The organism is Tabrizicola sp. (genome assembly GCF_031377265.1).
Classification (GTDB): Bacteria; Pseudomonadota; Alphaproteobacteria; order Rhodobacterales; family Rhodobacteraceae; genus JAUYQR01.
In genome coordinates this window covers 1-25,982 of the sequence record NZ_JANMET010000373.1, presented here as the reverse complement: position 1 = coordinate 25,982, position 25,982 = coordinate 1, and the positions used below count along the sequence as shown (strand labels likewise).

Below are 25,982 nucleotides of genomic sequence, written 5' to 3'. Positions count from 1 at the left end.
AGACGGCAAACTGAATGCCGGAAAACAATATTGCAACAAGGAGCAAAGCAAGACCATGAAATACAATCTCAAAAGCATCGCCCTCGGGCTTGTCGCCTCGGCCCTCCTCTCCGCGACGGCCTCGGCCGAAACGATCATCATTGGCCATTTCGGCAACCCGACGCCGATGCAGCTGCTGGTCAGTTCTGACGCCGTTCAAAAAGCCACCGGCTGGGAAGTCGAATGGCGCAAGTTCGACTCGGGCACCGACGTCATCGCAGCGATGGCTTCGGGCGACGTCGTGTTGGCCGAACTTGGCTCTTCGCCGTTGTCGATTGCTGCAAGTCAGGGTGTTGAGCTGCAACTGATCGCCTATTCGGACGTGATCGGCTCGGCGGAATCGCTGATTGCCCATAACGGGTCAGGAATCGAAACCGTTGCCGACCTCAAGGGCAAGCGGATCGGCGTTCCGGTCGGCTCCACCGCACATTTCTCGCTGATGGGTGCGCTGCAGCACGAGGGCATCGCCGAAGCTGACGTGACGATCATGAGCATGAAGCCCGACGAAATAGCAGCTGGCTGGGATCAGGGTGCGATCGATGCAACCTGGATCTGGCAACCGGTGCAGTCGGAAATCCTGAAGACCGGCAAACTGATCATCGGCGCCGACAAAACTGCCGAATGGGGCTTCCCGACGTTTGACGGCTGGGTCGTCGACAAAGCCTTCGGCGAGGCACATGCAACCGAAGTCGCGGCCTTCCTGAAAGAAGTTGAGCGGGTCAATGCCTCGTACCTCGCCAACCCGGCCGCCTGGACCGCCGACAGCCCAGAAGTTGTCGCTATCGCAACGGCAACGGGCGCTGACCCTGTGCAGGTTCCGGAAATCCTTGTCGGATTCACCTTCCTGCCATTGGCAACCCAGGTGTCTGATACATGGCTTGGCGGCGCGGCAATGACCATGAAAGGCACCGCGGATTTCCTGAAAACCGCTGGCCGGATCGACACCTCGCTGGATGATTATTCGGCCTTTGTCACCACGTCCTATGCAGAAGCAGCAATGAAGTGATCCAAGCAACCTCTGCCCGAACGCTCAGGCTCGGGCAGAGCCCTTATTGCATGTAGGAGCACGCCAATTGGGATTGAGCATAAGTGACGTATCCGTCGTCTATCCGGCCGCAGATCGCCGCCCTCCCGTCGAGGCCCTGAGCCGCGTCAATCTGACAATTGAAGATCAGGAATTCGTGGTTGCCTTAGGGGCTTCGGGTTGTGGCAAGTCTACCCTGCTAAATCTGATCGCGGGCTTTCTTTCCCCCACTTCTGGCAAGCTGATACTGGACGGCAGACAGGTATCTGGCCCGGGAGCTGACCGCGCGGTGGTGTTTCAGAAACACGCCCTGCTACCTTGGCTCAGTGTACTGGAAAACGTCGCCTTCGGTTTGAAAATTCAGGGGCTTGCGAAGGAAAAGCGGCTTGAAATCGCCAACAAATTCATCGGCATGTTGGGTTTGGACAGCTTTCAAGACGCGCCTGTCTACAAGCTTTCAGGCGGTATGCAGCAGCGCGTCGGAATAGCACGGGCGCTCACCTGCGACCCACGCGTCTTGTTGATGGATGAACCCCTGGGTGCGCTTGACGCGTTGACACGCGAGAAGGCGCAGGAACTGATCCTCAACATTTGGAATAGCACCCAAAAGTCGGTGTTCTTCATTACACATAGCGTTGAAGAAGCGCTGTTCATGGGCACCAAACTGGTGGTCATGTCGCCGCGCCCCGGCCGGATTACCCATCTGTTTGATCTGCCCTTCTCACGCCAGTTCCTAGAGGGCGCTCCAGCGCGAACAGTCAAGGCGTCGCCCGAGTTCATCCAGTTGCGCGAAGACGTGCTCAAAATCATTTTTGCAGACGAGGAGGCCGTAGCATGATCGAGCAAAGTGAGCCGCACACAGTCAAGCCCGATACTCTGCTTGCCAGGTTGGCCCGCGCACGCCCGACCAAACCAGGGGAAATCTACGGCGTTCCGGGGCAAGGCAGCACGTTCTGGCTGTCCGCTTGCTCGATTGGCTTTTTCTTGTTCGTGTGGTGGCTTGTCACCTTCATGGGGTGGGTCAAGCCGCTGTTCGTTCCACCTCCAATGGCCATCGTCACCAAATTCATCACGATCTGGAACGAAGGCTTCACCAATACCCCGTTTCTGGAACATGTCTGGATTTCAACTGTACGCGTATTCGGCGCGTTCATTCTGGCCTGCGTGATTGGGCTGCCGCTTGGCCTGGCCATGGGGATGAGCCCGGTGATGCGTGGCATCTTCGACCCGCCGATCGAGTTTTATCGCCCGATACCGCCGCTGGCGTATCTGCCGCTGATGATCATCTGGTTCGGCATCGGCGAGACATCGAAAATTCTGCTGATCTTCCTTTCAGTCTTTGCCCCCGTCGTTCTGGGCGCGCGTTCTGGCGTCAAATCGGCCGCAATCGAGCAGATCCACGCCGCCTACTCCTTTGGTGCCACCCGATGGCAGGTCATGCGGTACGTAATCATGCCCTCGGCCATGCCGGAAATCCTGACCGCCATGCGCATTGGCATCGGCTTTGGCTGGACCACACTGGTTGCCGCCGAAATGGTCGCCTCGACCAAGGGACTTGGCTACATGGTGCTGTCGGCCAGCCAGTTCCTGCAAACCCCCGTCGTGATCATGGGAATTTTCGTGATCGCCATCATCGCCTTCGCGTTCGATTTGCTGATGCGCTTTGTCGAACGCCGCGTCGTGCCCTGGAAGGGCAGAATGTAATCGGAAAGACAAGACCATGATTTACTTGAAGAAAGCCGTTCGGACCGCCGAAACGGACCAACCAGACGCACATGAAATCGTCTCGAAAATGCTGGCCGAGATTGCTACTGGTGGCGAAGCAGTGGCGCGACAGTTTGCCCGTGATCTTGATAAATGGGCCGGCGAGATCATCGTCTCGCCGGTTGATCGAGTGGCGGCGGCGGCGCTGGTGCCGGATAGGTTGAAGGCTGACATCCAGTTTGCCCATAACAACGTGCGCCGCTTTGCCGAAGCCCAGCGCGCCTCAGTCAGCGATTGCGTGATCGAGATCTTGCCCGGCGTGATGGCCGGACAAAAACAGATCCCGGTCTTTGCCGCCGGGTGCTATGTTCCGGGCGGGCGCTATAGCCATGTGGCCAGCGCAATCATGACCATCACCACCGCGAAAGTGGCCGGCGTGCCGCATATAGCCGCCTGCTCGCCGCCCCGTCCGGGGATCGGCATTCCTGCGGCCATCATTTACGCGATGGACTTGTGCGGCGCTGACTCGATCTTGTCGATGGGCGGTGTGCAGGGCGTGGCTGCCATGGCCAACGGCCTGTTCGGGTTGCCGAAGGCCGACATTCTGGTCGGTCCCGGCAATCAATATGTGGCTGAGGCGAAGCGCATTCTGTTTGGTCAGGTCGGTATTGATATGTTTGCCGGCCCGACCGACAGCATGGTGGTGGCCGATAGCAAGGCCGATGCCGAAATGGTTGCCGTCGATCTGGTCGGACAGGCCGAGCATGGCTACAACTCGCCGGTGTGGCTGGTGACTTCGGACCGCAGCCTTGCCGAACGGGTAATGGCCATTGTGCCACGGTTGATCGCCGCGCTGCCGAACTTGAACCGCCACAACGCCGAATTGGCATGGGCCGATTTCGCCGAAGTCATTCTTTGCGACAACGCCGAGGAAATGGCCGTGGTTGCCGACAGTTTCGCCCCCGAACATCTGCACATTCAGGCCGAAGACCTTGATTGGTGGCTGCACCGCCTGCAGTCGTACGGATCGCTGTTCCTGGGCGAAGAAACCACCGTTGCCTTTGGTGACAAGACGTCGGGCCCAAACCACGTTCTGCCGACGTCGGGCGCGGCGCGCTATACTGGTGGGCTGTCGGTGCACAAGTTCATGAAAACCGTGACTTGGCAGCGTGCCACGCGCGAAGGTTCCCGCCCGCTGGCCGAGGCTACGGCCCGGATCTCGCGGCTGGAAGGGATGGAGGGCCATGCCCGCTCGGCCGATATCCGACTGGCGAAGTACTTTCCGAACGATGTCTTCGATCTGACCTGATCCGATGACACCGATCACGCAAGACGACGCGGGCACGCCAATGGGGCAGATGCCGCGCGGCCCGCTGTTGCCGCGCGCACGAAACTGGATGCTCCTGCATCGCGGCGGCATCGTTCTGGCCACCACGATTGCACTGGCCTCCAGCTTTCTTGCCGAACACTACGGTGCGCCAGCCATGCTGTTTGCCTTGCTGATCGGCATGGCCTTCAACTTCATGAACGATGGCCCGCAGACAGCCGAGGGTATCTCGTTTTGTTCTCGAACTTTGCTGCGCTATGGTGTGGCACTTGTGGGGCTGCGGCTGACTTTTGCCGATGTCTCGCAACTTGGCGCCACCCCGATCATCGGCGTCATGGCCATGTTGGCGATGACACTGCTTGGCGGAGTGATCTTTGCACGCCTCAGTGGCCGAAGCACGGCGTTTGGGCTGTTGACGGGTGGGTCGGTCGCAATTTGCGGGGCGTCCGCCGCCATGGCCATTGCCGCCGTTCTGCCGCGGAAATATCTCAACGAGGAAGACATCCTGCTGACCGTCGTTGGCGTGACCGCACCGTCGACCGTGGCGATGATCGTTTATCCGATGCTGTTTCGCTCTCTCGGTCTGACGGATGTGGAAAGCGGTTACATGATCGGGGCCACGATCCACGATGTCGCGCAGGTCGTGGGGGCAGGATATTCGGTCAGCGATGCCGCAGGCGATATCGCCACATTCACAAAACTGCTTCGCGTGGCTTTGTTGCCCGTCGTTCTGTTGACCGTAGCGCTGGTGTTTCGCAAGGAAGCTGGCACCACTGCAGGCTTGCCGTGGCTTTCATCATCCTGATGGTGGTGCGGAATGCGGTGCCATTGCCGGAATTGCTGCTGACATTCGTCAACGACACGTCCCGCTTCTTTCTGGTGATTGCGATTTCGGCACTGGGGGTCAAGACCTCGCTTGAAAAACTGTTTGCTCCAGGGGTGAAGGGGCTTGCCTTGATCACGGTTGATACGCTGTTCCTGCTTGGCCAGGCGATCGTTTTTGCGCATGTCTTTCTGCTGTAGAGGGAACTTCTGGCACCGATCGGTGGCACGACTGCTTATGCCTCGACCCCAGTTGATCGCGAACGGAAAGGATTGGAATGCCGAGTTTGTCCTGCAAGCGCATGGGAACGGGTGCGCCCTTGGTCTTGGTCCACGGCTATCTTGGCGGCAGCGCGATGTGGACCGGCCAGATCGCGCGATTTTCACCATCGCGCGACGTGATCTGTCCCGATCTGGCCGGGTTTGGTGACAGCGCGGCACTGACTGCGCCAGACAGTATTGGGGCCCATGCCCATGATGTGCTTGCACTTCTGGATCGCATGTCGGTGCGCGAATTTGACCTTTTGGGCCATTCGATGGGTGGAATGGTAGCGCAAGAGATGGTCCGGCTGGCCCCCGGTCGCATCCGAAAGCTGGTGCTGTATGGCACCGGCCCGCAAGGGGCGATGCCAGGCCGCTTTGAAACTATTGCGCAATCGAGGTCCGGCTTGCTGCGCGACGGCATTGCCGCAACGGCACGGCGTATCGCTGCAACGTGGTTTCTCCACGGCGAACAGGCTGCGGCCTTTGGCTTGTGCCACGCACTGGGTCTGCAGGTCAGCCTGCAAACCGCACTGTCCAGCCTGCTTGCCTGGCAAGGCTGGGATGGCCGCGCCGCGCTGAAGGCCATCCAGAGCCCGATGCTGGTGATCTGGGGCAGCCACGACCGTTCCTATGACTGGTCGCAACCCGAAACGTTGTGGCGCAGCATTCCCGGGGGCGTATCTGGCAGTCGTTCCGCAAGCCGCGCACAATGTTCATCTGGAAAGACCGCATATCTTCGATGCGCTGCTGGCCGATTTCCTAAAGGAATAGCTGGTTGCCTCCGCGTTCCATTGCCGGCCATGGGAACATATCCGAGCTGGTTGTCCCGGCAGCGTCATCCAGTCAGCAGGCCAAAGACAACCTCAATCCGATTGCAATTGGCGGTAGGGTCAGGTGTCGATGGTTTCGATTGTGCAAGGATTGGACTAAGCTGCTTCTGATCACTGCAGGGTGCGGTTATGGGTTAAGCCTGTTGGTGCAGGGCTTGTGGCCGCTGGCCCTAATGCAGCCTTCGTATCGGGTCCCGATAAGACGAGCGCATTGCTAAGCCTTGACAGCACCTCGGGGTGTCACGCCAGCGGTCCCGTTTGATCTTCATCACTCACATCTGCTCCTACAATCGTTTCGCGGTGATGTGGTGCGCAGCTGTCTTCTCGATCGTTCAGGTTGCCTGCGCGTCCTTCTCGCTCTTGTCGTTCTCCATGAGGTGCCCGGGCGGTGCACGGCGTTGTTGGCGATGACCGCAGTGGCAGGCCGGGGCGGTCTTCGGTCAAAAAACGACTCTTCCCATGCATCTGTTCTGGTGTCGGTCGTTCCGGCGCGCCTTGTCACCGAAGTGGCGCCGACAACCAGCAAGCGTCTCAGGTGGCCGTTTCCCATCCTCAAGATGTGGCCGAGGCGGTCCTTGCCGCCGGACGAGTTTTGTCGCAGCACAAGGCCGAGGAAAGCCGCGACTGTCGACCCGACTTCAAGGTAGACGGAACCGGGATATTGGCGGCAAGCGCAGTGGCGGTGATCACGCCAACGTCCGGGATTGTCGCGAGACACTGGCTGGCTGCATTCTGTCGATGCCAGACCAGAAGCTGGCGCTCGATGTCCCGGATTGCTGTCGCGCGGCCGTCAAGCGGCGCCGCACGCACCATTAGCGCAACGCTCCCGCACTTCCGAACCTCCAAGGTTTCGCCACGCCAAAGGTCACCGACAAGATCGACAACCTTGCTGGGGCGTTGGGCTGCGATGTTCCCGAACTCGGACAGATGCACCCGGATCGCATTGAGCATCATCCTGCACTGGCATATCAGCAGATCGCAGCACCGGCGCAGGACCAGAACATTCTGCCGCTTAGCGGTCTTCTTGGGGACAAAGCACAAGTTCGGTCGGGCCACCGTCTCGCAGATCATCTCTGCATCGGCCGCGTCGTTCTTCGGCCGTTTGATGCAGGGCTTCACACGGGCCGGTAGGATCAGCCTGATATCATGGTCAAGTGCTGCAATCCATCACGCCCAATGCGGCGACGTAGTGCAGGCTTCCATCCCGATCAGGCAAGGCGCCAGCTTGCAAAGAAAATCAAGGACGGCACCCCTTCGTAACTTCTTTTGCAAGACAACCATACAATCGGCGTCAACACGGTGAAGCTGAAACACAGACTTTGTCAGATCGATCCCGAGTGTTGCATTCTCCATGTCGGCGGCTCCTTCCCTCCTTACGGTTGCGACAGCACCAACAGTGCACGTGGTGATGCCGTCGGGAGGGAGGCGTCCACAGCATCAGACATATACGAACTCGTCTCAGTTTTTGATGCTGTACAGCCTTTCAGACAGCGCAGACCTAGTGCAACCCGGTGAGAGCAACGGTACGGGTGGCTTTGAAATTGTCCCTCCCTAAAAGACTGCACTCTGACTTGAAGTGGATGTGGGCCGCGACAGATTTCTGCAACACCCGCATCCTGCGAAAACGGAGCATCGCACGCTCCCGTCTTCGATTTGGCTGATGCGAGTTCTCGGCGTGATTGTTGGCCCGGCGGCCAGTTTCCTGAGGATCGCGGGCAATGAGGTCTTTCAGCGCAGCACCGTACCAGCTAAGACGGTTCGTTACTGTTTCCTCGTCGCAACCGAGCCGCTTCCGCGTTCTCTTCAACGGCTTCAACGCGCTTTCTTGTCGCGCGTCTTCGTCAAAGAGCTTTCAAGCACTTCGCCATCATGCTTGAGGACCCGCCAAAGATAGTGCCGCTCGCCGTTGATCCTCACGAGGACTTCATCCAAGTGACAGCAACAACAGCTTGATTGCATCGCTTCGACGCGCTGATTGCGGATCTCAGAACCAAACAGCGGTCCAAACCTGTGCCACGCGAACCTTACGGTCTCGTCGCTGCTGTCGATTCCGCGCTCGTGCGGAAAGTCTTCCACACTGCAAGGCGGAAGCAGAGAACGGGCGCACATCATCACGGCCGGAGGGATGACCTCGTGGCAGGTGCGAAAGGACCGGAAGGGCTTGAGTTTTTTATCCACAACAGCTGAGCAAGTGGCCAAACCGATTTAAGACACGTCCCTCTGACCATACTGTACCTGCCTTCGGCGGGGTCTGGGGGTCTGACCTCTATACTGCGGCTTAGGGGGAGTCGCCTTCACCGGGGCGAAGTTGTTGCAAGGCCCCACACCGCCCTTGACTGCAAAGTGGAAGAGAAGATCGACTGCACTTGGCCCGTTCCCGAGTGCAGGCTAACTTGACCTCCCCTCGCGCAGGGGCGTTGATCTACTGGAACGCTGCCATCCACGCCGGAAGGTTGAACGACAGGGTGGGCAGCAATGCCCCCATTTTTGTTTTCAGCGGAGCACTGCGACGGGCGACACTGCATCGGGCAATCCGGTCAGGCGAAACTGCGGATCGTCTCGATCGCCCCGTCAAGCGCTTTGCCTTCCTCATCCTGCAATGCGGCTTCGCGCAGCCGGCGGCACCAGTCGGCGGCATCCGAACGCCCGGCGACAGCGGCAGTGGCCTCCAGCACCCGGTCGAACTTGGAATACCCACGCTTGTGGGTGTCCGAATAACCCTTGATCAGGCGGCGGCAGCGGATCAGCTCCACAGCAAGATCGTAGTTCCCGCCCACATGCGTCAAGGCCCGCTCCAGCCAGCGCTCCAGATGCGCCTGCTCCTGCGCATGGCGCAGGGTGCGCAACCGCCAGCCCCGCAGACCGCCGATCAGATGCAGGGTCAGGAAGGCGGGCAGGCTGTCGGTGCGCAGACGCCGACCCTTGTTGAACCAGCGGTCCAGCCGAGCCATCCATTCAGGATCTGCCTCCAGCCGCGCGCCCAATTTGGCCGGGAACATACCCACGATCTCTTCGGCGCGGGGATGGAAGAATTCGGTCAGATGCAGAAGGTTCGCCTCTTTCAGCCGCATTTCCTTGCGGATGCGGTCAAAGCGGCGGCCACGGGTTTTCAGATCGGCCACACGGATGATGTCGTCATAGGCCATAGCGTTGGCGATATACTTTGCCGCCTCACGCGACAGGGTCCAGTCCCGCGTGGCATCATCTTTGGCCATGACCTTTGCCAGATGATCCAGATAGGCCGCGCCATAGCGCAGGTCCTGAAAATCCACGACCTTGCTCAGCCCGAGAAGAGCAAGTTCCGCGACCGTAGCGGGCATCGCGGCAACCCGCGCGGCAAGCCTGTCCCATTCGGCAACCAGTCGGGCCGGACCCGAAACGCCGTACGCTGGCCGGGGCGGATCCGTCGGGGTAGTGGCTTTACCGGGCGGGTTTACAGTCGCGTCGAACGCCGCGCCAAAGGCACGAAGTGAGCCTTCAATTCCCTTGCCCCCAGCGCGAATGGCGGCCTCGAACGCCTCGCGCGGGAAGGGCAGCACGCCCGATCCAGCCAGCGCCCCGAACAGAGAGGCCGAGATCACCGAACCATTGGCAATCGCCAACGCTTCGAAATCCGCAGCGATGAACCGCCGTGCGGCGATTTCGGCGGCCGCCATCACTTCATCGCTTGAGGCGATGCCATCGCCCGGCACCATCTTTTCCGACACGGCCAGCGCGCGGTGGGTGGACGCGATCAGCGTGGTGCGGTCCGGGGTCACGAAGCCGCGGATGATTGATCGGCCAGCCTCCATCATCTCAGCGGCGATCATTATGTCCACGTCGCCCGGTCCGGGCATCAACGAAAAGACTGGCGTCGGGTCGCCAGGGCGGTGCGGCGCTATCTCGACGTAATAGACCGTGGCCCCGGTCCGCTGCGACACGCCCGCAACCGATGTGGCCTGCGCCGCATAGCCGTTTGATCGCGCTACCTCCTCGATCCAAGCCGTCAGCACCCCACCGCCCTGCCCACCGACAGCCAAGATCGCCAGCTTGATGATCCCCGACAGGCGCGGATCGGCGGTTTTGCGTGGCAAAAGACCCGCAAGCGTATCGGGCATTGCTTCCTGCGAGCTCATGCCGAACCCTCAAAGTTCAGTCGGCGCGCGGCTCGCCGGGACTGCAGCCAGCCGATCACGCGCGCGCGAAAGCGGGCAATGCGGGCTTCATACCGCGAGGGGTTATGCACCACGTCGGCGCGGTAGAAGGACGGGCACAGCACCGCGGCATCTGCCACCTCGCCGCAGTTGCCGCAGCCGACGCAGCTTTGGTCGATGCTGGCCACCGGATCGTCGCGCAAAGGATCGTCCAATTTCTTTACCGACAGCGACGGGCAACCCGACAGACGGATGCACGCGTGATCGCCGGTGCAGACATCCTCATCCACGCCAAAGCGCGGCGCCTCGACCCGGCGACCTTCTTTGATCGCCTTCTGAGCCAGCGGTTTTTCCCTGCGCTGGCGGTTCAGCATGCATTCTGACGAGGCGACAATGACCTTCGGCCCCGGTGCATCGGTTGTCAGCGCCTCTCGCAGCACGTCGCGCATCCGGCCCACGTCATAGGTGTTATCAACCTGACGCACCCAGTCGATGCCGATGCCTTTCAGCGCCTTAGTGATCGGATGCTTGGTTGCCTTGGTCGGGTTGTCGGCGCGGGAAGACATGATGTCCTGCCCACCCGTCGCGGCGGAATAGTAGTTGTCGACGATCACCGCCACGCCGTCGGACTTGTTGAAGGCCATGTTCGTGAAACTGGACGAAAGCCCGTTATGCCAGAACCCGCCGTCCCCAATAATTGACACCGGTCGCCTTTCACCACCACCGTCGAAGGCGCCGTTGGCGGCAGGTCCAAGGCCATAGCCCATGGTTGCCCCGCCAATCTCGAACGGGGGCAGAGCGGCAAACAGGTGGCAGCCGATATCGGCGCTGATGTGCAGCTTGCCGGTTTCCTGCTGGACCAGCTTCATCGCTGCGAAGATTGGCCGTTCCGGGCAGCCGGTGCAGAAGCCTGGCGGGCGGATGGGGACAGTTTTGGACAAGTCGGGGATCTGCGCGCGGTCCTCGTTCGGGGCGCGCACGATGGCAGGCAACATGCCGGGGGCGGCTTCTTTCAGAAACGCCGCCAGCCCATCCAGCATGACCTGACCGGTGTATTCCCCCGCCATCGGCAGGATACCTTTGCCGCGCAGCTTGACCGAGGAACCCGCGCGATAGAGGAACGTCGTCAGCTGCTGTTCAATGAACTCTGGCTGGCCTTCCTCGATGACGAGGATCTGGTCCTTGCCCTTGCAGAACTCAAGGAACTCGGCCGACACCAGCGGATAGGTGACGTTCAGCACATACAGGGGCACTTCAGTGTTGCCATGAAGATCGGCCAGTCCCAGCCGCTGCAGCGCCCGGATGATGCCGTTGTACATGCCACCCTGCAACACCAACCCAACCGGAGCATCCTTCGGCCCGAAGACTTCGTTCAACCCCCGTTCGCGGATGAATTTTTCGGCGGCGGGCCAACGGTTCTTTATCTTGTCCTGTTCGTGCATGTAGGACATCGGCGGCAGCACGACGCGGGCGAAGTCCGACTGCGGGTTCGACAGGGCCTGGCGAACGGTCAATGTCGGCCGCCGGTTGTCACGGGTAGGGAACGACCCCGTCACATGACAGGACCGAATCCGCACCATCAGCATCACCGGCGTATTCGACGCCTCTGACAGCTCGAACCCGTCCTGTACCGCTTTGCTGATGCAGGGTAGATTGGGACGCGGGTCAAGAAGCCAGAACTGCGACTTCATCGCAAAGGCATGGCTGCGTTCCTGCATGATGCTGGAACCTTCGCCGTAATCCTCGCCCACAATGATCAGCGCTCCACCCCTTACCCCAGACGAGGCCAGGTTCGCCAAGGCGTCCGAAGCGACATTGACCCCGACCGACCCTTTGAACGTCACTGCCCCACGGATCGGGTAATGGACGCTTGCCGCAAGCATCGCCGCCGCCGCCGCCTCGTTCGCGTTGGCCTCGAACCGGATGCCAAGCTCGCCCAGCAATTCCTCGGCATCGGCAAGTACGTCCATCAGATGCGAAATCGGGGCGCCCTGATAGCCACCGACATAACCGACCCCGTTTTCCAAAAGCGCCTTGGTGATCGCAAGGATACCTTCGCCGGTGAAGGTTTGGCCTTCGCCAAGCCGCAGGTGTTCCACTTCCGCTTTGAAGGACCGTTCAGCCATGTCAGATCTCGTGCTTGCGGATGTTGGACAGCATTTTCTGCAAGGTGCCGACAAATGCGCGCCGCTCATCGGCGGAAACACCGCGGAACATGCGGGAATGCGCTTCGGACATATGGGGCCACAGGGTTTCAAACGACGCGCGCCCGGCTTCGGTGATGTAGACCCGGGTGGCTCGACTGTCTGCGGCATCGGCCTCGCGCCGTATCAACCCTTCAATTGCCAACTGGTCTAGTGCGCGTGACAGGGTGGACTGTTCTACCACCGAAAAAACCGCGAGTTCCCGGATCAGCGGCCCCTCTATCACCGATAACACGGCGAGTGCGCGCATCTTCGGCGTGGTCAGGCCCAGACCCGCCATCTCATCCCGCAGGCTGGCATTGTACCGCCCCATGATCCGGTTCATCAGATAGGGCGCGAAATTGGTCAGCCCGATCTCGCCAAGTTTAGGCACGGTTCCGGGCGGCTGGTCGGAGGGCAACTTATCCATCATGCCCCCAGCCTCTTCGCCGCCAGAAAGCCCGACCCGCCGCCTAGGCCGGGGCCAGGATGGGTTGATGCGCCCATATGGATCAACCCGCGCAAAAGACCGGTACCATTGGTGGAGTGGGCATAGGGGCGGAAGATGAAAAACTGCTCAATGCTGCAAGAGCCCCCATAGGGATCGCCGCCGACAAGGTTGATGTTGATAGCTTCCAGATCAGCGGGGGAATAGGCCCGCCGCGCAAGCCTGATGCTGTCGAAATCCTTGATATGCCGTTTGAGGATGCCTTCAATCCGGTCGGCAAAAGCCTCACGGGTGGGTTCGGACCAGCTGCCATCGGTGGCAATCTGCCCTGCCGCATCACCCCGGACCACGCGGGGCGCGTCAGGGATCTGCAGCCACAAGACCGCCTTGCCCTCTGGGCAGCGCGACGGGTCAAGCCGGTGAGGCTGGCCGACGCAGATCGTCGGCGTCGCGGGGAGCATGCCGCGCTCGGCCTCATTGGAGGATTTTGAGACAGAGTCGATCCCGTCCGTCAGATGGATCAGCGCCACATCTTCCAGCCCTTGCGCCAGCCACACGGGAGACCGGTCCAGCGCGTAATGCAGCTGGAAATTCCCCCGCCCATGCCGGAAAGCCTTCGCCGCCGCCTGGTCTTCCGGCAGGTTCACCTCGCGCAGTAGGCGGCCCTGCAACTGCCCGGGCGCGACCGAGGCGAGGACCGACCCGCAGGCGATCTCTTCCCCATTGGCCAATACCACGCCCCGGACCCGGCGATCGGTCACAAGGATGCGGTCAACATCCGCCCCACAGCGGATTTCTCCGCCCTTTTCCTCGATCAACGCGCGAAACGCCGTAACCGCCCGGCCCGACCCGCCCTTGACGATCGGCGCGCCTGCCGCCTCCAAAGCGAAGGCGATGACCTTGCCCATCTGGCCGGAATAGGTGCTTTCCGGGGTCAAGCCGGCGTGCAGCACCCAAGGGGCGTAAAGCGCCTGCACCAGCGGACTTGTATAGCCTGTCTCCAGCCACCCCCGTGCGGGGGTGAGCGCGGCACCAAACCATGCCGCAAGCCCGCGCAAGCCACGCTTTCGCGCCTGCGCCAAAAGCAGTTTCACCGTAGGCCATGACCAAAGCGACCCACCCAACAGCGCGAACAGGAACGATGCGTCAGCCTCAACCCCGCCAACATCGCGGGCATGGGCGTCACCATCGCCCGCCGCCAGCGCATTGAGGGCCGCGATGTTTGTTGCTCGGTCGGTTGTCAGCACCAGCGCTTCGCCATTCGGTCGCACAACGGCGGTCGGGTGCGACGTGTGGCAATAGCTGAACCCGTGCCGCGCAAGGTGGGGGCCAAGTGCTGCTCCTGCCGGTGAGGTCATGAACAAGACCCAGGTTGCGGCCATCACGTCATGGTGGAAGTTCGGCAGTGTGATCTCTTCGGTCCGCAGGCAACCACCCGCAACCACCTCGCGCTCCAAAAGAAGCACGCGGTCGCCCTTAAGCGCCAAAAGCGCCCCGGCGACCAGCGCGTTGATCCCACTGCCGATGATGACGTGATCAGGCCGCATATGCCTTAGCCCTTCGGCACCAGCGCCAGCGCCCGGATGGGCGAGCCTGTCCCCTGCTTGATCTTCAGAGGTGCGGCAATCAGGATCGCCCCCTTGGCCGGCAGCTTCGATAGGTTGGCAAGCGAGGCCAGCCCAAAGCAGTTGTTCTTGTGCAGAAGGTTATGTGCCGGAAAGGGTGGCGTCATGCCGCCTGCCTGCCCAGCATCGGTGCCAATGCACTGACTGCCCCAGCCGACAACGCCCTTGTCCAGCAGATACTGAATCACCTCGGCAGTCGGCCCCGGAGTATGCGGTCCAGCCTCGTCGGCATTTAAGAACAGCCCCTCGTCATGGGCGCGGCTGTCCCAGTCCGACCGCAGCACGACCCATTCTCCCGCGTTGATCGCGCCGTGTTTGGCTTCCCATGCCTTGACATGGTGGATGGTCAGCAGGAAATCGGGGTTCACCGCGCATTCGGCGCTGAAGTCGAGCACGTTGACCGGTGCCACCAGACGCTGCACATCCAGTGTGTCAGTGAAGCCATCGGCATAGTCTTTGCCAGTGATCCAGTGGTGTGGCGCGTCAAAGTGGGTACCGCTGTGTTCGCCCAGTTCCAGCCAGTTCCACGCCCAGAACGGGCCGTTTTCATCATATTCGCTGATCCGGTGGATCTTGATCGGGGGGGTGTCCTTGGCGAAATCCGGCGGCAGCTTCAAAAGCGGCGTTTCAGGCCCAAGGACTCCCGAGCAATCCACCACTTCGATCCCGCCCGATGCGAGCATGCCCGCCAATGAACTCAGAACACTTGCAGAGGTCATCTTCTTCTCCCTGTTGGCCGGACCATCCCGGCACTGATCCTCGAGCCGGTTGATCAGACGGCCCTCCAATCACACTAGACAGATTTAAATGCATTTGCAAATATCACTGCGACAATCTGTCAAGGAACAGGCCAAAGAAGACATGGCAACGGATTTCGACGCAGTCCTGATCGGAGCGGGCCACAACACGCTGGCCGCCGCGCTGCACCTTGCGGCGAAAGGCTGGCGCGTGGCGGTTTTCGAACAGGCGACTGTGGCGGGTGGTGCGATCAAGACCGGGGAATACACCCTGCCCGGCTTTCGCCATGACTGGGCAGCAATGAACCTGTCACTGTTCGCCGGAAGTCCGTTTTGCAAGGCATACGGCGCAGAACTGACCCGCCATGGCTGCGCCTTCGTGCCGGTGAGCCGGTCCTTTGCATCGTCCTTTCCCGATGGCAGTTGGGTCGGTGTGTCCACCGACAAGGGCGAAACACTGGCTGCAATCGGCGCGCTTTCCCCCAAGGACGCGGCGACCTGGGAAACGTTGACCGCTGGCTTTGGGGCCGAAGCGCCGCATCTGTTCGGACTTCTTGGGTCAGAGATGAAACTCCGTGCCCTTGCATCTTTCTTGTTCAAGACGCTGCGGGCCAAGGGCGTAGGCGGCACGTTCGATATGGGGCGGTTCCTGCTGTCCTCACCGCGTGCTTGGCTGGAGGAGACCTTTTCCCATCCCCACATCCGCGCCATGCTGGGCGCCTGGGGGATGCATCTGGATTTTGCCCCCGATGTCGCGGGCGGCGCGATGTTTCCCTATCTGGAAGGGATGGCGGGGCAAGCCTTTGGCATGGTGATCGGGCAAGGCGGGTCCGACACGGTGACACGGGCGCTGGTCGCTGCCATCCAAGCGCGGGGCGGGGCGGTGGAAACCGGGGCCACCGTCGCCCGGATCGTCCAGGATGGTGGCCGAGCTACCGGGGTGGAACTGGCCGATGGTCGCCGGATCACTGCACGTCGCGCGGTGATTGCAGGAGTGGCGCCAAGCGCCCTGCCGCGCCTGACCGGTGGTATGACGCCAGAGTTTGACCACCGCATGACCAGCTTTCGCCACGCCCCCGGCACGATGATGATCCACCTTGCAATGGATGCTCTGCCGGACTGGCGCGCGGGGTCTGAGCTGCAACGCCATGCCTATGTTCATATCGCGCCCAGCCTTGACCAGATGGCCCGCACCTACCAGCAGGCGGTGGCCGGTCTATTGCCTGATGAACCGATACTGGTCGTGGGCCAGCCCACTGTCTTTGACACCAGCCGCGCGCCCGAAGGGAAGCACGTGCTTTGGGTGCAGGTCCGCATGGCCCCCGGAACCATCGCGGGCGACGCCAAGGGCCAGATCGCAGCAACCGATTGGGCCGGTGCCGCTGTGCCCTTCGCCGAACGCGCGCTAGCGATCCTGGAAGCCCATGCTCCGGGTACCAAGGCCAAGATCCTTGCCCGCCGGATCGTGGCACCGACAGAGCTTGAGGCCGACAACCCCAATCTGGTTGGCGGTGATCAGGTCTGCGGTAGCCACCACTTGTCGCAGCACTTCCTCTTCCGTCCCGCCCGTGGCCATGCCGACGGCAGCACGCCCATCGCCAATCTGCACCTGACCGGGGCCGCCGTCTGGCCCGGCGGTGGCACCGGGGCAGGACCGGGATTTCTGCTTGCCCGGAAACTTGCCGGAAACTGAATCAAGACCAAGAACCATCAACAGGGAAAATGACCATGAACCTTGACCGCCGCAGCCTTCTGAAGCTTTCCGCCGCCAGCATGGCGGCCGGCACCATCGGCTTGCCCAGCTTTGCGCAAGCCATCGACGAACTGGTGATCGCCTATAACGTCAACCTGCCCTCATGGGACCCGACCGTCGGCCCAAGCGCGGTCAACCCGACGATCCAGGGCCTGTACCAGTCGGTCTTTGACCAGTACATCCTGCAACAACCCGACCTGACCCCTGCCCCCGGCCTTCTGACCGAATGGGGCTGGAACGACGACCGCACCCAGATCTGGATGACCGTGCGTGAGGGTGTGACCTGGCATGACGGGTCGCCATTCACCGCTGAAGATGTGGCCTGGAATCTTGCCCGGGTCGCGAACCCGGAAACAGGTAGCCCCATCCAGTTCGTCTGGGGCACGCTGGCCAATCACCGTGTCGAAGGCAACAAGGTCATCGCCGATGTGACGCAATTCGATCCGACGATCTTCAAATGGATGTACTTCCTCACCGGCTACGTCCTGCCCAAGACCTATTACGAAAAGGTCGGCGCCGAAGGGTTTGAGGCCGCCCCTATCGGCACCGGCCCCTACATGGTCGAAAAGTTCGAAAGGAATGCCTTTGTCCGGCTGAAGGCCAATGCGAATTACTGGGGTGGCAAGCCTGATTTCGACACTGTGACGATCAAGTTCGTCCCCGATGCTGCTGCCCGTGTGGCCGAGGTGGAATCCGGTAACTCGCACGTCACTCTTGAAATGCCCTATGAGGAATACGACCGTCTCAGTGGCGGGGCGCTGATCGGCGTTGCTGCACCCATCTCGGACATCGGGATGATTTTCCTCAACGACATCGAGGTGATGACCGACCCCAACGTCCGCAAGGCCGCTGCCCATGCCATTGACAAGCAGGCGATCATCGACCGGCTCTTGTCGGGGTATGGCGTCAAGATCGACACGCTGCAAACTCCCGAATACGACGCCTATGACGCCAGCATCACCGTAGCTTATGACGAGGCCAAGGCGATCGAACTTCTGGCGGCCAGCGGTTACGGCCCCGATAATCCGGTGAAGTTCAAGATCCAGACCACCAAGGGCTTTAAGCCCAAGGATTACGAAATGGTGCAGGCCATCGTCGGTCTGTGGCGCAAGGTCGGGATCGAGGCGGAAATCGAAGTCTACGAAATCGCCAAGCATTACGAACTGCGCGCCGCCGACCAGCTTGCGCCGGCCGCCTTCTACAACTGGGGCAATTCGGTGGGCGATCCGACCACCTCGACCGGCTTTGCGATGTTCGGTCCCTCGCCACATTCGGTCTGGGATGGCGAGGATCTGATCGGCATGATCGGTCCTTTGTGGGGAGAGAAGGATGAGGCGAAGCGGATCGAAGGCTGGAAGGCGGTAGACCGGTACATCGCCGAAAACGCGCTGGTGATCCCGCTCTTGCAATATGTCCAGCCGATTCTGCACGCACCGGGTGTGGTGGTGACGCCGCATGCGTCAGGTTCGCTTCTGCCGCATCTGATGAAGCGGGCCTGACACGTCGGGTTTGCAAATGGCCGGCGGGGCACACCCGTCGGCCGCAGGATATTCTTGGACAAGTTAAATCGGGCGGCAAACGCCCCTGCACGCGGGCCATGGCGCGCGGCGGAATAGGGACCTATGGCAATTCTTCGCATTATCTTTCTGCGACTGCTGACCACCGCCATTACTTTGGCAGGTGTGGCGCTGATCGTGTTCTTCGTGATCCGGGTCGTGCCCGGCAATCCAATTGCCATGATGCTGCCCCCAGGTGCGACCGAAGACGATATCGCCCGGCTTTCAGCGTTTTACGGGCTGGACAAGCCGTTGGTCAGCCAGTTCTGGATCTGGCTTTCCGGGGTTGTGCAGGGGGATTTCGGCACCTCGATCACCACGCGCCAGCCAGTGCTGGATTTGGTGCTGGGACGGCTGCCGGCCACGCTGGAACTGTCGATCATGGCTCTGGTGATGGCCGTGATCATGGGCGGAACCGCCGCCCTGATGGGCACGCGCGGGCGCGGCACGCGGACCGAAGGGGCGATCGACGTGGCCAATGGGATGGCGCTGTCAGTACCGGATTTTCTTTGGGGGTTAGTCCTGATGCTGATATTCGGGGTGCTGCTGCCGATCTTCCACATCTCGGGCCGGGTGACCCCGTCCTTGGAACTGCCCTTCACAACCAATTTCTACCTGTTCGAAAGCCTCTTTCGCCTGCGTTTCGATCTTTGGGCCGATCTGGTGGCGCATATGTTCATGCCAGCCTTGGCGCTTGGCATCCCGCTGGCCGCGATCATCGGCCAGCTGCTGAAGCAAAGCCTGAAGGAAACCATGAACCTTGATTACGTCACCCTTGCGCGCACTAAGGGCTATAGCGAGACGCATGTGATCCTGCATGAAGCGCTGCGCAACGCTGTCCTACCCACTTTGACGCTGGTTGGGGTGCAGTTCACCTTCCTGATCGGCGGCACTGTGATCATTGAGCGGCTGTTTTCCTATGAAGGGCTGGGCAACATGGCAATCGACGCGGTGATCAACCGCGACCTGCCGCTGATCCAGGGCATTGTTATCCTGTTTGCGGTGATTTTCACCGCTGTGAACCTGATCGTCGATCTGTTGTATGCGGTCCTGAACCCGAGGCTGCGCAATGCTTGACGGACGGTCCGTGATCCGTCGCCGCGCCGGATCGCGGCTGTGGCTGTCCGCGCTCTGGCTTGGGGTGCTTTTCCTTGTGGCGTTGCTAGCGCCATGGATTGCGCCGCACGATCCCCTCGCACAGGATCTGTTTCTGGCCCGCCTGCCGCCTTTCTGGGTGGCGGGGGCAGAGCCGGGCTACTGGCTCGGCACCGACAGCCTTGGTCGCGATGTGCTCTCGCGCATCCTGCACGGGGCGCGGGTGGCACTGCTGGTTGCACTGCTGGCGGGAAGCATCACCTGCCTGATCGGGGCGACGCTGGGCGTTTTGGCGGGTTTCCTGCGGGGCTGGGTGGATGTAGTGATCTCACGCCTGATCGACATCTGGATGGCCTTCCCTCCCGTTCTCTTTTCCATCCTCCTCATCGCAGTGATTGGCCCCAGCCTTACCTCGATCATCATCGCTATTGTGGTGATCGACTGGACTCGTTTTGCCCGCGTGGTGCGGGCCGAAGCCATGGCGCAGGGCGCGATGGACTACGTCGCCTCGGCCCGGGTGGCGGGGCGTGGGCGGGTTGGCACGATGGTGCGGGAAATTCTGCCCAACGTCCTTCCGACAATCGTTGTGCTTCTGACGCTGGAAATGGGCATCGCCGTGATCGTCGAGGCGATCCTGAGTTTCGTGAACCTGTCGATTTCCACCGACGATCCCACGTGGGGCGGAATGATCTCGGAAGGCCGCACATCCATACATCAGGCCTGGTGGGTGCTGGTCTTTCCGCTGATCGCGCTGTTCCTGACCGTCCTTGCCTTCAGCCAACTCGGCGAAGGGCTGAAGGACCGCTTTGATCCGGTGCTGAGATGAGCTTTTTGTCCATTCGCAAACTGTCGGTCCGATTGAAGAACGGGCCGCCCCTCTTGCGCCGCGTGTCGCTGGAGGTGGCTGCGGGCGAAGTGCGCGGGCTGGTCGGCGAAAGCGGGGCCGGCAAGTCGATGATCGGCAAGGCGGTGCTGGGCATCCTGCCGCCCTCGGTCCAGATCACCGAGGGAGAGATCCTGCTGGACGGGACCGACCTTCTGCGTCTGCCGCCCAAGGAAAGCCGCCGTCGGATCGGGGCCAGTTGCGCGCTGATCCCGCAAGACCCGCTGACGGCGCTCAACCCCAGCCACCGGATCGGGCCGCAGATCACCGACCGGCTGGTCGATATCCTTGGCTGGACCCGCACCGCTGCCGAGGCCCGCGCCCTTGACCTTCTAGCGGAGGTGCAGATCGTCGATCCTGTGCGGGTGCTGCGGTCCTATCCGCATGAGCTGTCAGGCGGCATGCGCCAGCGCATCCTGATCGCATCGGCCTTTGCCGCCGAACCCAAGTTGATCGTGGCGGATGAACCGACCACCGCCCTGGATGTGACAGTGCAAAAGCAGATCCTGCGCCTGATTGCCGGGATGCAGGCCCGCCATGGCACGGCGCTTCTGTTCGTCACGCATGATCTTGGCGTGGTCTCGAAGGTCTGCCAGAATCTGTCGGTTCTCTATTCCGGGCTGGTGGTAGAAGACAGCACGGTGGCTGATTTCTTCGCCGGCCCCCGTCACCCCTATTCCGCCGCGCTGCTGGCCGCGACACCGAAATACACTGATCCCGACGCCGGCCTGCACCCGGTGCCCGACGCCGTGATCGATGCCGTCCGGGCCGAGGTAGCGGCCTTTGACAAGGCGGCCGCGCATGGCTGATCTTTACACCGTCGCTGATCTGCATCTGACGCTGGCCGACATGACGGCAAAGCCGCTCTTTGGCCCTGCCCCGCGGATCGAGATCCTAAAGGGCCTGTCCTTTACCATCCCCAAAGGCGCGGTGGTGGGGATTGTCGGCGGCTCCGGCTCGGGCAAGTCCACGCTGGGGCGCGCGCTGGTGCGGTTGCTGGAACCCTCGGCTGGGACCATCCGCTTTGACGGGACCGACATCACCCACCTCTCTGAACCAGCCCTGCGCCCGATGCGGCGGCGGATCCAGATGATCTTTCAGGACCCGATGTCCTCGCTGAACCCGCGACACCGGGTCGGCACCATCATCGCCGAACCCTTGCGCCTGCACCGGATGGACGCCATCCCCAAACGCATTTCCCGCGCGCTGGATCATGTCGGCTTGCCACAGCATTTTGCCACTCGCTACCCGCATGAGCTGTCCGGTGGCCAGCGCCAACGCGTCGGCATCGCCCGCGCCATCGCGCTGGAGCCTAACTTTATTCTGGCAGATGAAATCGTATCGGGGCTTGATGTCTCGTCACAGGCACAAGTGTTGAACCTGCTGGAACGGCTGGTGGCTGATCTTGGTCTGACGCTGGCCTTCATCAGCCATGATCTGTCGGTGATCCGCCGCCTTTGCCAGCGCACCATCGTGCTGCATCAAGGCAGGATCGTCGAAGACCGCGCCACCGCCGAACTTTTCGCCAATCCGCAGGCTGCCTACACCCGCGAACTGCTTGAGGCGATCCCGCTTCCCGATCCAGCTCAGGTCTGGGACTGAGGGCCGCCGACAGGCCGCCGCTCTTGCACTTCTGGTGCCATCAGGCTTTCCAGCTTGGCCTTCACGTCTTCGGGCCAGCGCATCGAGGTGTGGCTGTCCAACCAGCTTGCCGCCAGCACCTGCTCCACCGACCAGCGATGCTCGTCGCCGCAGTGGATCGTGTGATTCAGCCCGACCGAGGACTTACCGACCTTCGTCACTGCCAGCCTGAAGGTCAGCTTGTCGCCGAAAAAGGAGGGCTTTGAGAAGTCGCAGGACAGATGCACCGTCGGCGTCCCCCAGCGTTCCTTCCAGATGATCTCATGCCATGGCCATCCCAAATGGGCCCAGAATTCCTCAACCACCCCGTTCAGGATGTTCAGGTAGGCGGGGAAATAGGCCGTGCCGGAAATGTCGCAATCGCCGAAACGCAGCATCCTGTCGGCCGTGAAGCAAACGGTCATCCATTCCTCCCCTTTCGCTTGCCCAAGCCTTGGCGGATCTGCCGCAAGGTCAAGGGTCTCGGTAACACCCAAAAACCGAAATTGACGGCAGCAATCCTTCTCGTTTATTGCTGTCGCCCACGAGATTGCCGAACAAACGCTTGTCGATACCAACCGCTGTCCTCACCCCGCCTTCTTGGGCGTTTCGTCCCGGCTTCTGGTGGATCGGACTGACGATGAATTTGTCTGGCGCTGAAGTCGAGACCGTACAGATGTATTTGTAAGGCGTGAGGCCCCTGAGGGTCTTCAGTTTGCGAGCAAAGCTGGAGGTTATGAGGGAAAACCGACAGTCCAGTGGACTGTTGGCCCCGACGCAAGAGAACGTCGCCCCGATGCGCACGCAGTTGCCCGAGCCCTGCAACCTAAGCAGCCGCTCGAAACAGCGACTTGAGATGGTTGCCGGCACCGCGACCCTCTCAACTTGCGATACCAAGTCGCGCAGATCAGCCGCAAAGGTCATCGCGGAAACGATCTGTCTGGTGCATGCGCTCATGCAAGACCGTCACGGTGCCAGTGTTGCCATCAGAAGACCTTCGCCATCAGACGAAATGATGTTCGAGTCGGAAGTAGAATCCATCGACGCCGGGATCGGCCGTGAGGCGATACCGTGGCTGTCGATACGGTCGAATGCAGTGAACAGGTTTGTGATGTAACGATCAGCCTGTTCGGCACCCCATCGATCACGGGTGTAGCCGCAGATCTCATCAAGCTGACGGGACGCAGCTCACCGAGCGCGCGCGGCCTCCGGTCAAACCCGATTCCGGGCTATCACGTCGGAGGCGGTTAGCGGCTTGTAGCGCGACTCCGGTGCCGCAAAGACCCGGTTCAACTCGGCTTTCAAACGATCGACAGAATCGTGCTCGGCCCGTTCCTTGTCGCGCTAGATCAGGTCGTGGACATATTCGCTGATGGACAAATAGTCGCCGTTTTCGCCGACGTTCGACGCCACGAAATCGCTGAATGCGCTGCTGATGCGGACAGTCGTGGCCGTAGTTTGTGGCATTGGGACAGCCTGGTGGTTTGATCCCAAGATTTACCGGCGCGGTCCTTTCGACGGAATGGAAGGCAGCACAATGGAACAAGGTCTCACGGGCGCGCCGCAACCACGCCCGCTGTCGGAGCAGCACTACAGCGAACGCGGGCTTGGCTCTCGCAACTCAGCCCGGAATTTGGAAGCAACCCGAAGACGGTGGCGAAGTGGCAGGAACGACCCGGCAACACGTAGTCGAAGCCGTGCCCTACCGGATCCACACCATATTGGCCGACAACCGCATCGAGCACCGCCTGACCAAGCCCAGATGCGCAGCCACCTCGCGGACTTTCTGTTGCGTCGGGGCTAACGTTCCACCGGATTGCGGCTGTCCCCCTCCTCACCCACACCTTTCGCGTGTAGGCAAAAGACCCTGGCGGCCTCACCCCGAACGAACACATCTGTAAGCCCCGGAAGTCAGAGCCAGAACGACCCATCCGAAATCCGATCCAACTGATGCAAGGACTGATGAGCTAGCCCGTCCCGCCGACATGCACCCGTATCCGGCGCAGCCTGGATTGCCATGATTGAGCGGTGGGGATTGCGCCCCGCAACGCCTCGACCGCCACGTCGACTGAAACCGCTTCAAAGCGGACGGTCTGTCCCGGCCGGGTCTGCGCCAGACGCGGCAGATCGGCATGAATGACGGTGCCGATCTTGGGATAGCCGCCAGTTGGCTGTCGGTCGGCCATCAACACGATCGGCTGCCCGTCGCCCGGTATCTGGATTGCCCCCAATGCGATACCATCCGAAACGATATCGTGCCCTCGTGCATGCTTCAACTGCGGCCCGGTCAGCCGATAGCCCATCCGGTCGCTGTGCGGGCTGACCCGGTAAGTCGCGGCGCAGAAGCTGGCAAATGTATCTGATGAAAAGTAGTCGTCTTGCGGGCCGGGCACAAAACGGATCCGATCCGAAGGGATGGTTGGCACATCAATCAGGGCAATGTCCGGCGCATCAGTCACGGCGTCTTTGGCCGCTTCGATCTCCAATCCGGCAGTAAGGGCCTGTCCGCCAAACGGCCCGATGCCCGATCTCAGATGTGTTGCAAGGCTGCCCATCACGGGGGGTGCGTCGATGCCACCGGCTAGCGTCAAATAGGCCCATAACCCATCGTGTCCAGGCAGTACGGAAAGTGTTTCGCCGTGATGCAAAGTCAGGGCCAAGCGTGTTGGCAACGCACTGCCACCGCGCTTTACGTCAAACCCTTGGGCCGAAAGCCCAAGCCGCAGCGGGCCACCCTTGGCAGTCACTTCAAGCCCACCCGGCCCAATCTCGATGGCGGCGACATCCGTCGGATTGCCGCAGATAAGGTTGGCGGTGGCGTGGGCGATCCAATCCATCGGGCCAGCCGGCGTCACGCCATAGCGCAGCCAGCCGTGACGCCCGGCATCTTGCACCGTGCAACCGACCCCCGCCCGCAAGATGACAAGCGCGCTCACAGCGGCACCGACGTGCCGACGGTCTCGCCCGCGTCGGCGCGGCGGGCAAGGGCATCAAACGTGGCGCGGTCGACCGCTTCGAAGGTCAACTCATCCCCAACCGCCAGCAGAAACGCTGGATCACGGTCGGCGCGGAACAGCCGTTCGGGGGTGCGCCCCAGGATATGCCAACCGGACGGCATCGGCATTGTCGCGACAATTGCTTGCCCACCGGCGATAATCAGACTGCCTGCTGGAGTACGGGCGCGCGGCGCTGCACGGCGCGGCAAAGTGAGCGCGGCAGGCAAACCTCCCAGATAGGCCCAGCCCGGGGCAAAACCGTACATGGTGACAACAAACCGCGCCTTGGAATGCGTTTCGATCACCTGTTCAGCAGGCAGGCCAGTTGTGGCCGCGACGTGACCGATGTCTACGGCAAACTCGGGGTCATAGCAGGCCGGCAAGGTCCACAGCCTGCGTGAGACGGGCTTTGGCGCGGCATCGGTCAGGCAGCCCGTCACCGCCAGCACCAGACTGGCACGGGACAGGATCAGCGGGTCGTAGTGCAGCATCAAGGAGCGGTACGTCGGAACTTGTTCCAACAGCCCAACCGGGGCTCTCGCAGCCAAGGCAGCATCCAGCGTCAGCACCCGCGCAGTGATCTGCGGATCAATGATCTGGCCAAACTCGACGACCAGCGCGGTTTCTCCGGCATCAAGGAAGCGGGGGGTCATGGGGCGAAAGGCGCTATGCGCCAACCCTCGGCGACCAGCCCTGACCGAAGAGCTTTGGCAAGTGCCACTGCACCACGCGTATCGCCGTGCAGGCAGACACTGTCGATGTGCATCCGCAGGCGCGTGCCGTCTACTGCTGTTATGGCGCGGTGTTCCAGCATCCGCAGGGCGCGCGCGGTCACTTGGCCCGCATCATGCAGTACCGCGTCAGGTTCGCCACGCGCGACCAAGGTGCCGTCGGGGCGGTAACTGCGGTCGGCAAAGACCTCGGCCGCGACGCGCAGACCTTC

At 61.4% G+C, this 25,982-nt stretch carries 23 protein-coding genes and 3 pseudogenes; 13 read left to right on the top strand and 13 right to left on the bottom strand.

The annotated features are described in order from the left end of the window. Window positions 1-55: 55 nt before the first annotated feature. The 7 genes from tauA (at window position 56) to RMO18_RS19810 (ending at window position 6,121) form a co-directional block, all read left to right on the top strand. On the top strand, window positions 56-1,045 hold the full coding sequence (tauA, locus tag RMO18_RS19840) for a taurine ABC transporter substrate-binding protein (protein ID WP_309668248.1): 990 nt from the start codon (window positions 56-58) through the stop codon (window positions 1,043-1,045). Between the two features lie 67 nt (window positions 1,046-1,112). After that, on the top strand, window positions 1,113-1,901 hold the full coding sequence (locus RMO18_RS19835) for an ATP-binding cassette domain-containing protein (RefSeq protein ID WP_309668247.1): 789 nt from the start codon (window positions 1,113-1,115) through the stop codon (window positions 1,899-1,901). Then, window positions 1,898-2,767: an ABC transporter permease subunit gene (locus tag RMO18_RS19830; RefSeq protein ID WP_309668246.1), complete on the top strand. Its 870-nt coding sequence runs from the start codon at window positions 1,898-1,900 to the stop codon at window positions 2,765-2,767. The genes RMO18_RS19835 and RMO18_RS19830 overlap by 4 nt, the downstream gene beginning before the upstream one ends. Window positions 2,768-2,783: 16 nt before the next feature. Continuing rightward, window positions 2,784-4,076, top strand: coding sequence for a histidinol dehydrogenase (gene hisD, locus RMO18_RS19825; RefSeq protein ID WP_309668245.1), 1,293 nt, complete (start codon window positions 2,784-2,786; stop codon window positions 4,074-4,076). A gap of 4 nt (window positions 4,077-4,080) precedes the next feature. Further along, entirely contained in the window at window positions 4,081-4,899 is an 819-nt protein-coding gene (locus tag RMO18_RS19820; protein ID WP_309668244.1) for a putative sulfate exporter family transporter, read from the top strand. After that, a complete protein-coding gene (locus RMO18_RS19815) occupies window positions 4,881-5,117 on the top strand; it encodes a hypothetical protein (protein WP_309668243.1) in 237 nt (78 codons plus the stop codon). The genes RMO18_RS19820 and RMO18_RS19815 overlap by 19 nt, the downstream gene beginning before the upstream one ends. Window positions 5,118-5,194: 77 nt before the next feature. Next, window positions 5,195-6,121, top strand: a complete 927-nt coding sequence (locus RMO18_RS19810) for an alpha/beta hydrolase (RefSeq protein WP_309668242.1) — start codon at window positions 5,195-5,197, stop codon at window positions 6,119-6,121. A 256-nt stretch (window positions 6,122-6,377) separates the two neighbouring features. Here RMO18_RS19810 and RMO18_RS21165 read toward each other — a convergent pair. From RMO18_RS21165 to RMO18_RS19775, 7 genes and pseudogenes are all read right to left on the bottom strand, one after another. After that, window positions 6,378-7,363: pseudogene (locus RMO18_RS21165) on the bottom strand (IS110 family transposase); the annotation flags it as partial. A gap of 145 nt (window positions 7,364-7,508) precedes the next feature. Beyond that, window positions 7,509-8,188, bottom strand: a pseudogene (locus tag RMO18_RS19800) (transposase). Between the two features lie 359 nt (window positions 8,189-8,547). Then, on the bottom strand, window positions 8,548-10,125 hold the full coding sequence (locus tag RMO18_RS19795; protein WP_309668240.1) for an indolepyruvate oxidoreductase subunit beta family protein: 1,578 nt from the start codon (window positions 10,123-10,125) through the stop codon (window positions 8,548-8,550). After that, window positions 10,122-12,269, bottom strand: coding sequence for an indolepyruvate ferredoxin oxidoreductase subunit alpha (locus tag RMO18_RS19790; protein WP_309668239.1), 2,148 nt, complete (start codon window positions 12,267-12,269; stop codon window positions 10,122-10,124). The genes RMO18_RS19795 and RMO18_RS19790 overlap by 4 nt, the downstream gene beginning before the upstream one ends. Window position 12,270: 1 nt before the next feature. Next, window positions 12,271-12,759 (bottom strand): MarR family transcriptional regulator, encoded by a 489-nt coding sequence (locus RMO18_RS19785; RefSeq protein WP_309668238.1) that lies wholly within the window; start codon window positions 12,757-12,759, stop codon window positions 12,271-12,273. After that, window positions 12,756-14,321, bottom strand: coding sequence for an NAD(P)/FAD-dependent oxidoreductase (locus RMO18_RS19780; protein WP_309668237.1), 1,566 nt, complete (start codon window positions 14,319-14,321; stop codon window positions 12,756-12,758). The genes RMO18_RS19785 and RMO18_RS19780 overlap by 4 nt, the downstream gene beginning before the upstream one ends. Window positions 14,322-14,326: 5 nt before the next feature. Then, window positions 14,327-15,118, bottom strand: coding sequence for a cyclase family protein (locus RMO18_RS19775; RefSeq protein ID WP_309668236.1), 792 nt, complete (start codon window positions 15,116-15,118; stop codon window positions 14,327-14,329). A gap of 142 nt (window positions 15,119-15,260) precedes the next feature. Between RMO18_RS19775 and RMO18_RS19770 the strand changes: the two genes are divergently transcribed. The 6 genes from RMO18_RS19770 to RMO18_RS19745 all read left to right on the top strand — a co-directional run bounded on the left by RMO18_RS19770 (window position 15,261) and on the right by RMO18_RS19745 (window position 22,025). After that, window positions 15,261-16,829, top strand: coding sequence for an NAD(P)/FAD-dependent oxidoreductase (locus RMO18_RS19770; protein WP_309668235.1), 1,569 nt, complete (start codon window positions 15,261-15,263; stop codon window positions 16,827-16,829). Window positions 16,830-16,864: 35 nt separating this feature from the next. Beyond that, window positions 16,865-18,388, top strand: coding sequence for an ABC transporter substrate-binding protein (locus tag RMO18_RS19765; protein ID WP_309668234.1), 1,524 nt, complete (start codon window positions 16,865-16,867; stop codon window positions 18,386-18,388). A gap of 123 nt (window positions 18,389-18,511) precedes the next feature. Then, the gene (locus RMO18_RS19760; protein ID WP_309668233.1) at window positions 18,512-19,522 is read left to right on the top strand and encodes an ABC transporter permease; all 1,011 of its coding nucleotides are present in this window, start codon (window positions 18,512-18,514) and stop codon (window positions 19,520-19,522) included. A gap of 10 nt (window positions 19,523-19,532) precedes the next feature. After that, a complete protein-coding gene (locus tag RMO18_RS19755) occupies window positions 19,533-20,366 on the top strand; it encodes an ABC transporter permease (RefSeq protein WP_309668232.1) in 834 nt (277 codons plus the stop codon). Next, a complete protein-coding gene (locus RMO18_RS19750; RefSeq protein WP_309668231.1) occupies window positions 20,363-21,232 on the top strand; it encodes an ABC transporter ATP-binding protein in 870 nt (289 codons plus the stop codon). Before RMO18_RS19755 ends, RMO18_RS19750 begins: the two co-directional genes overlap by 4 nt. After that, a complete protein-coding gene (locus RMO18_RS19745; protein ID WP_309668230.1) occupies window positions 21,225-22,025 on the top strand; it encodes an ABC transporter ATP-binding protein in 801 nt (266 codons plus the stop codon). Before RMO18_RS19750 ends, RMO18_RS19745 begins: the two co-directional genes overlap by 8 nt. Here RMO18_RS19745 and RMO18_RS19740 read toward each other — a convergent pair. From RMO18_RS19740 to RMO18_RS19715, 6 genes and pseudogenes are all read right to left on the bottom strand, one after another. Further along, window positions 22,010-22,468: a thioesterase family protein gene (locus tag RMO18_RS19740; protein WP_309668229.1), complete on the bottom strand. Its 459-nt coding sequence runs from the start codon at window positions 22,466-22,468 to the stop codon at window positions 22,010-22,012. The genes RMO18_RS19745 and RMO18_RS19740 overlap by 16 nt on opposite strands. A 181-nt stretch (window positions 22,469-22,649) precedes the next feature. Continuing rightward, window positions 22,650-22,772 (bottom strand): annotated as a pseudogene (locus RMO18_RS19735) (IS481 family transposase); the annotation flags it as partial. 615 nt (window positions 22,773-23,387) lie between these two features. Then, window positions 23,388-23,510 carry a hypothetical protein gene (locus RMO18_RS19730; protein ID WP_309668228.1) on the bottom strand — a complete coding sequence of 41 codons (123 nt, stop codon included), beginning with the start codon at window positions 23,508-23,510 and terminating at the stop codon, window positions 23,388-23,390. Between the two features lie 500 nt (window positions 23,511-24,010). After that, complete coding sequence (locus RMO18_RS19725) at window positions 24,011-24,979, bottom strand: biotin-dependent carboxyltransferase family protein (protein WP_309668227.1); 969 nt, start codon at window positions 24,977-24,979, stop codon at window positions 24,011-24,013. Further along, window positions 24,976-25,692, bottom strand: coding sequence for an allophanate hydrolase subunit 1 (locus RMO18_RS19720; protein ID WP_309668226.1), 717 nt, complete (start codon window positions 25,690-25,692; stop codon window positions 24,976-24,978). Before RMO18_RS19720 ends, RMO18_RS19725 begins: the two co-directional genes overlap by 4 nt. After that, window positions 25,689-25,982 (bottom strand): LamB/YcsF family protein (locus RMO18_RS19715; RefSeq protein ID WP_309668225.1); only part of this gene is annotated, 294 nt, incomplete at its 5' end. The genes RMO18_RS19715 and RMO18_RS19720, both read right to left, overlap by 4 nt.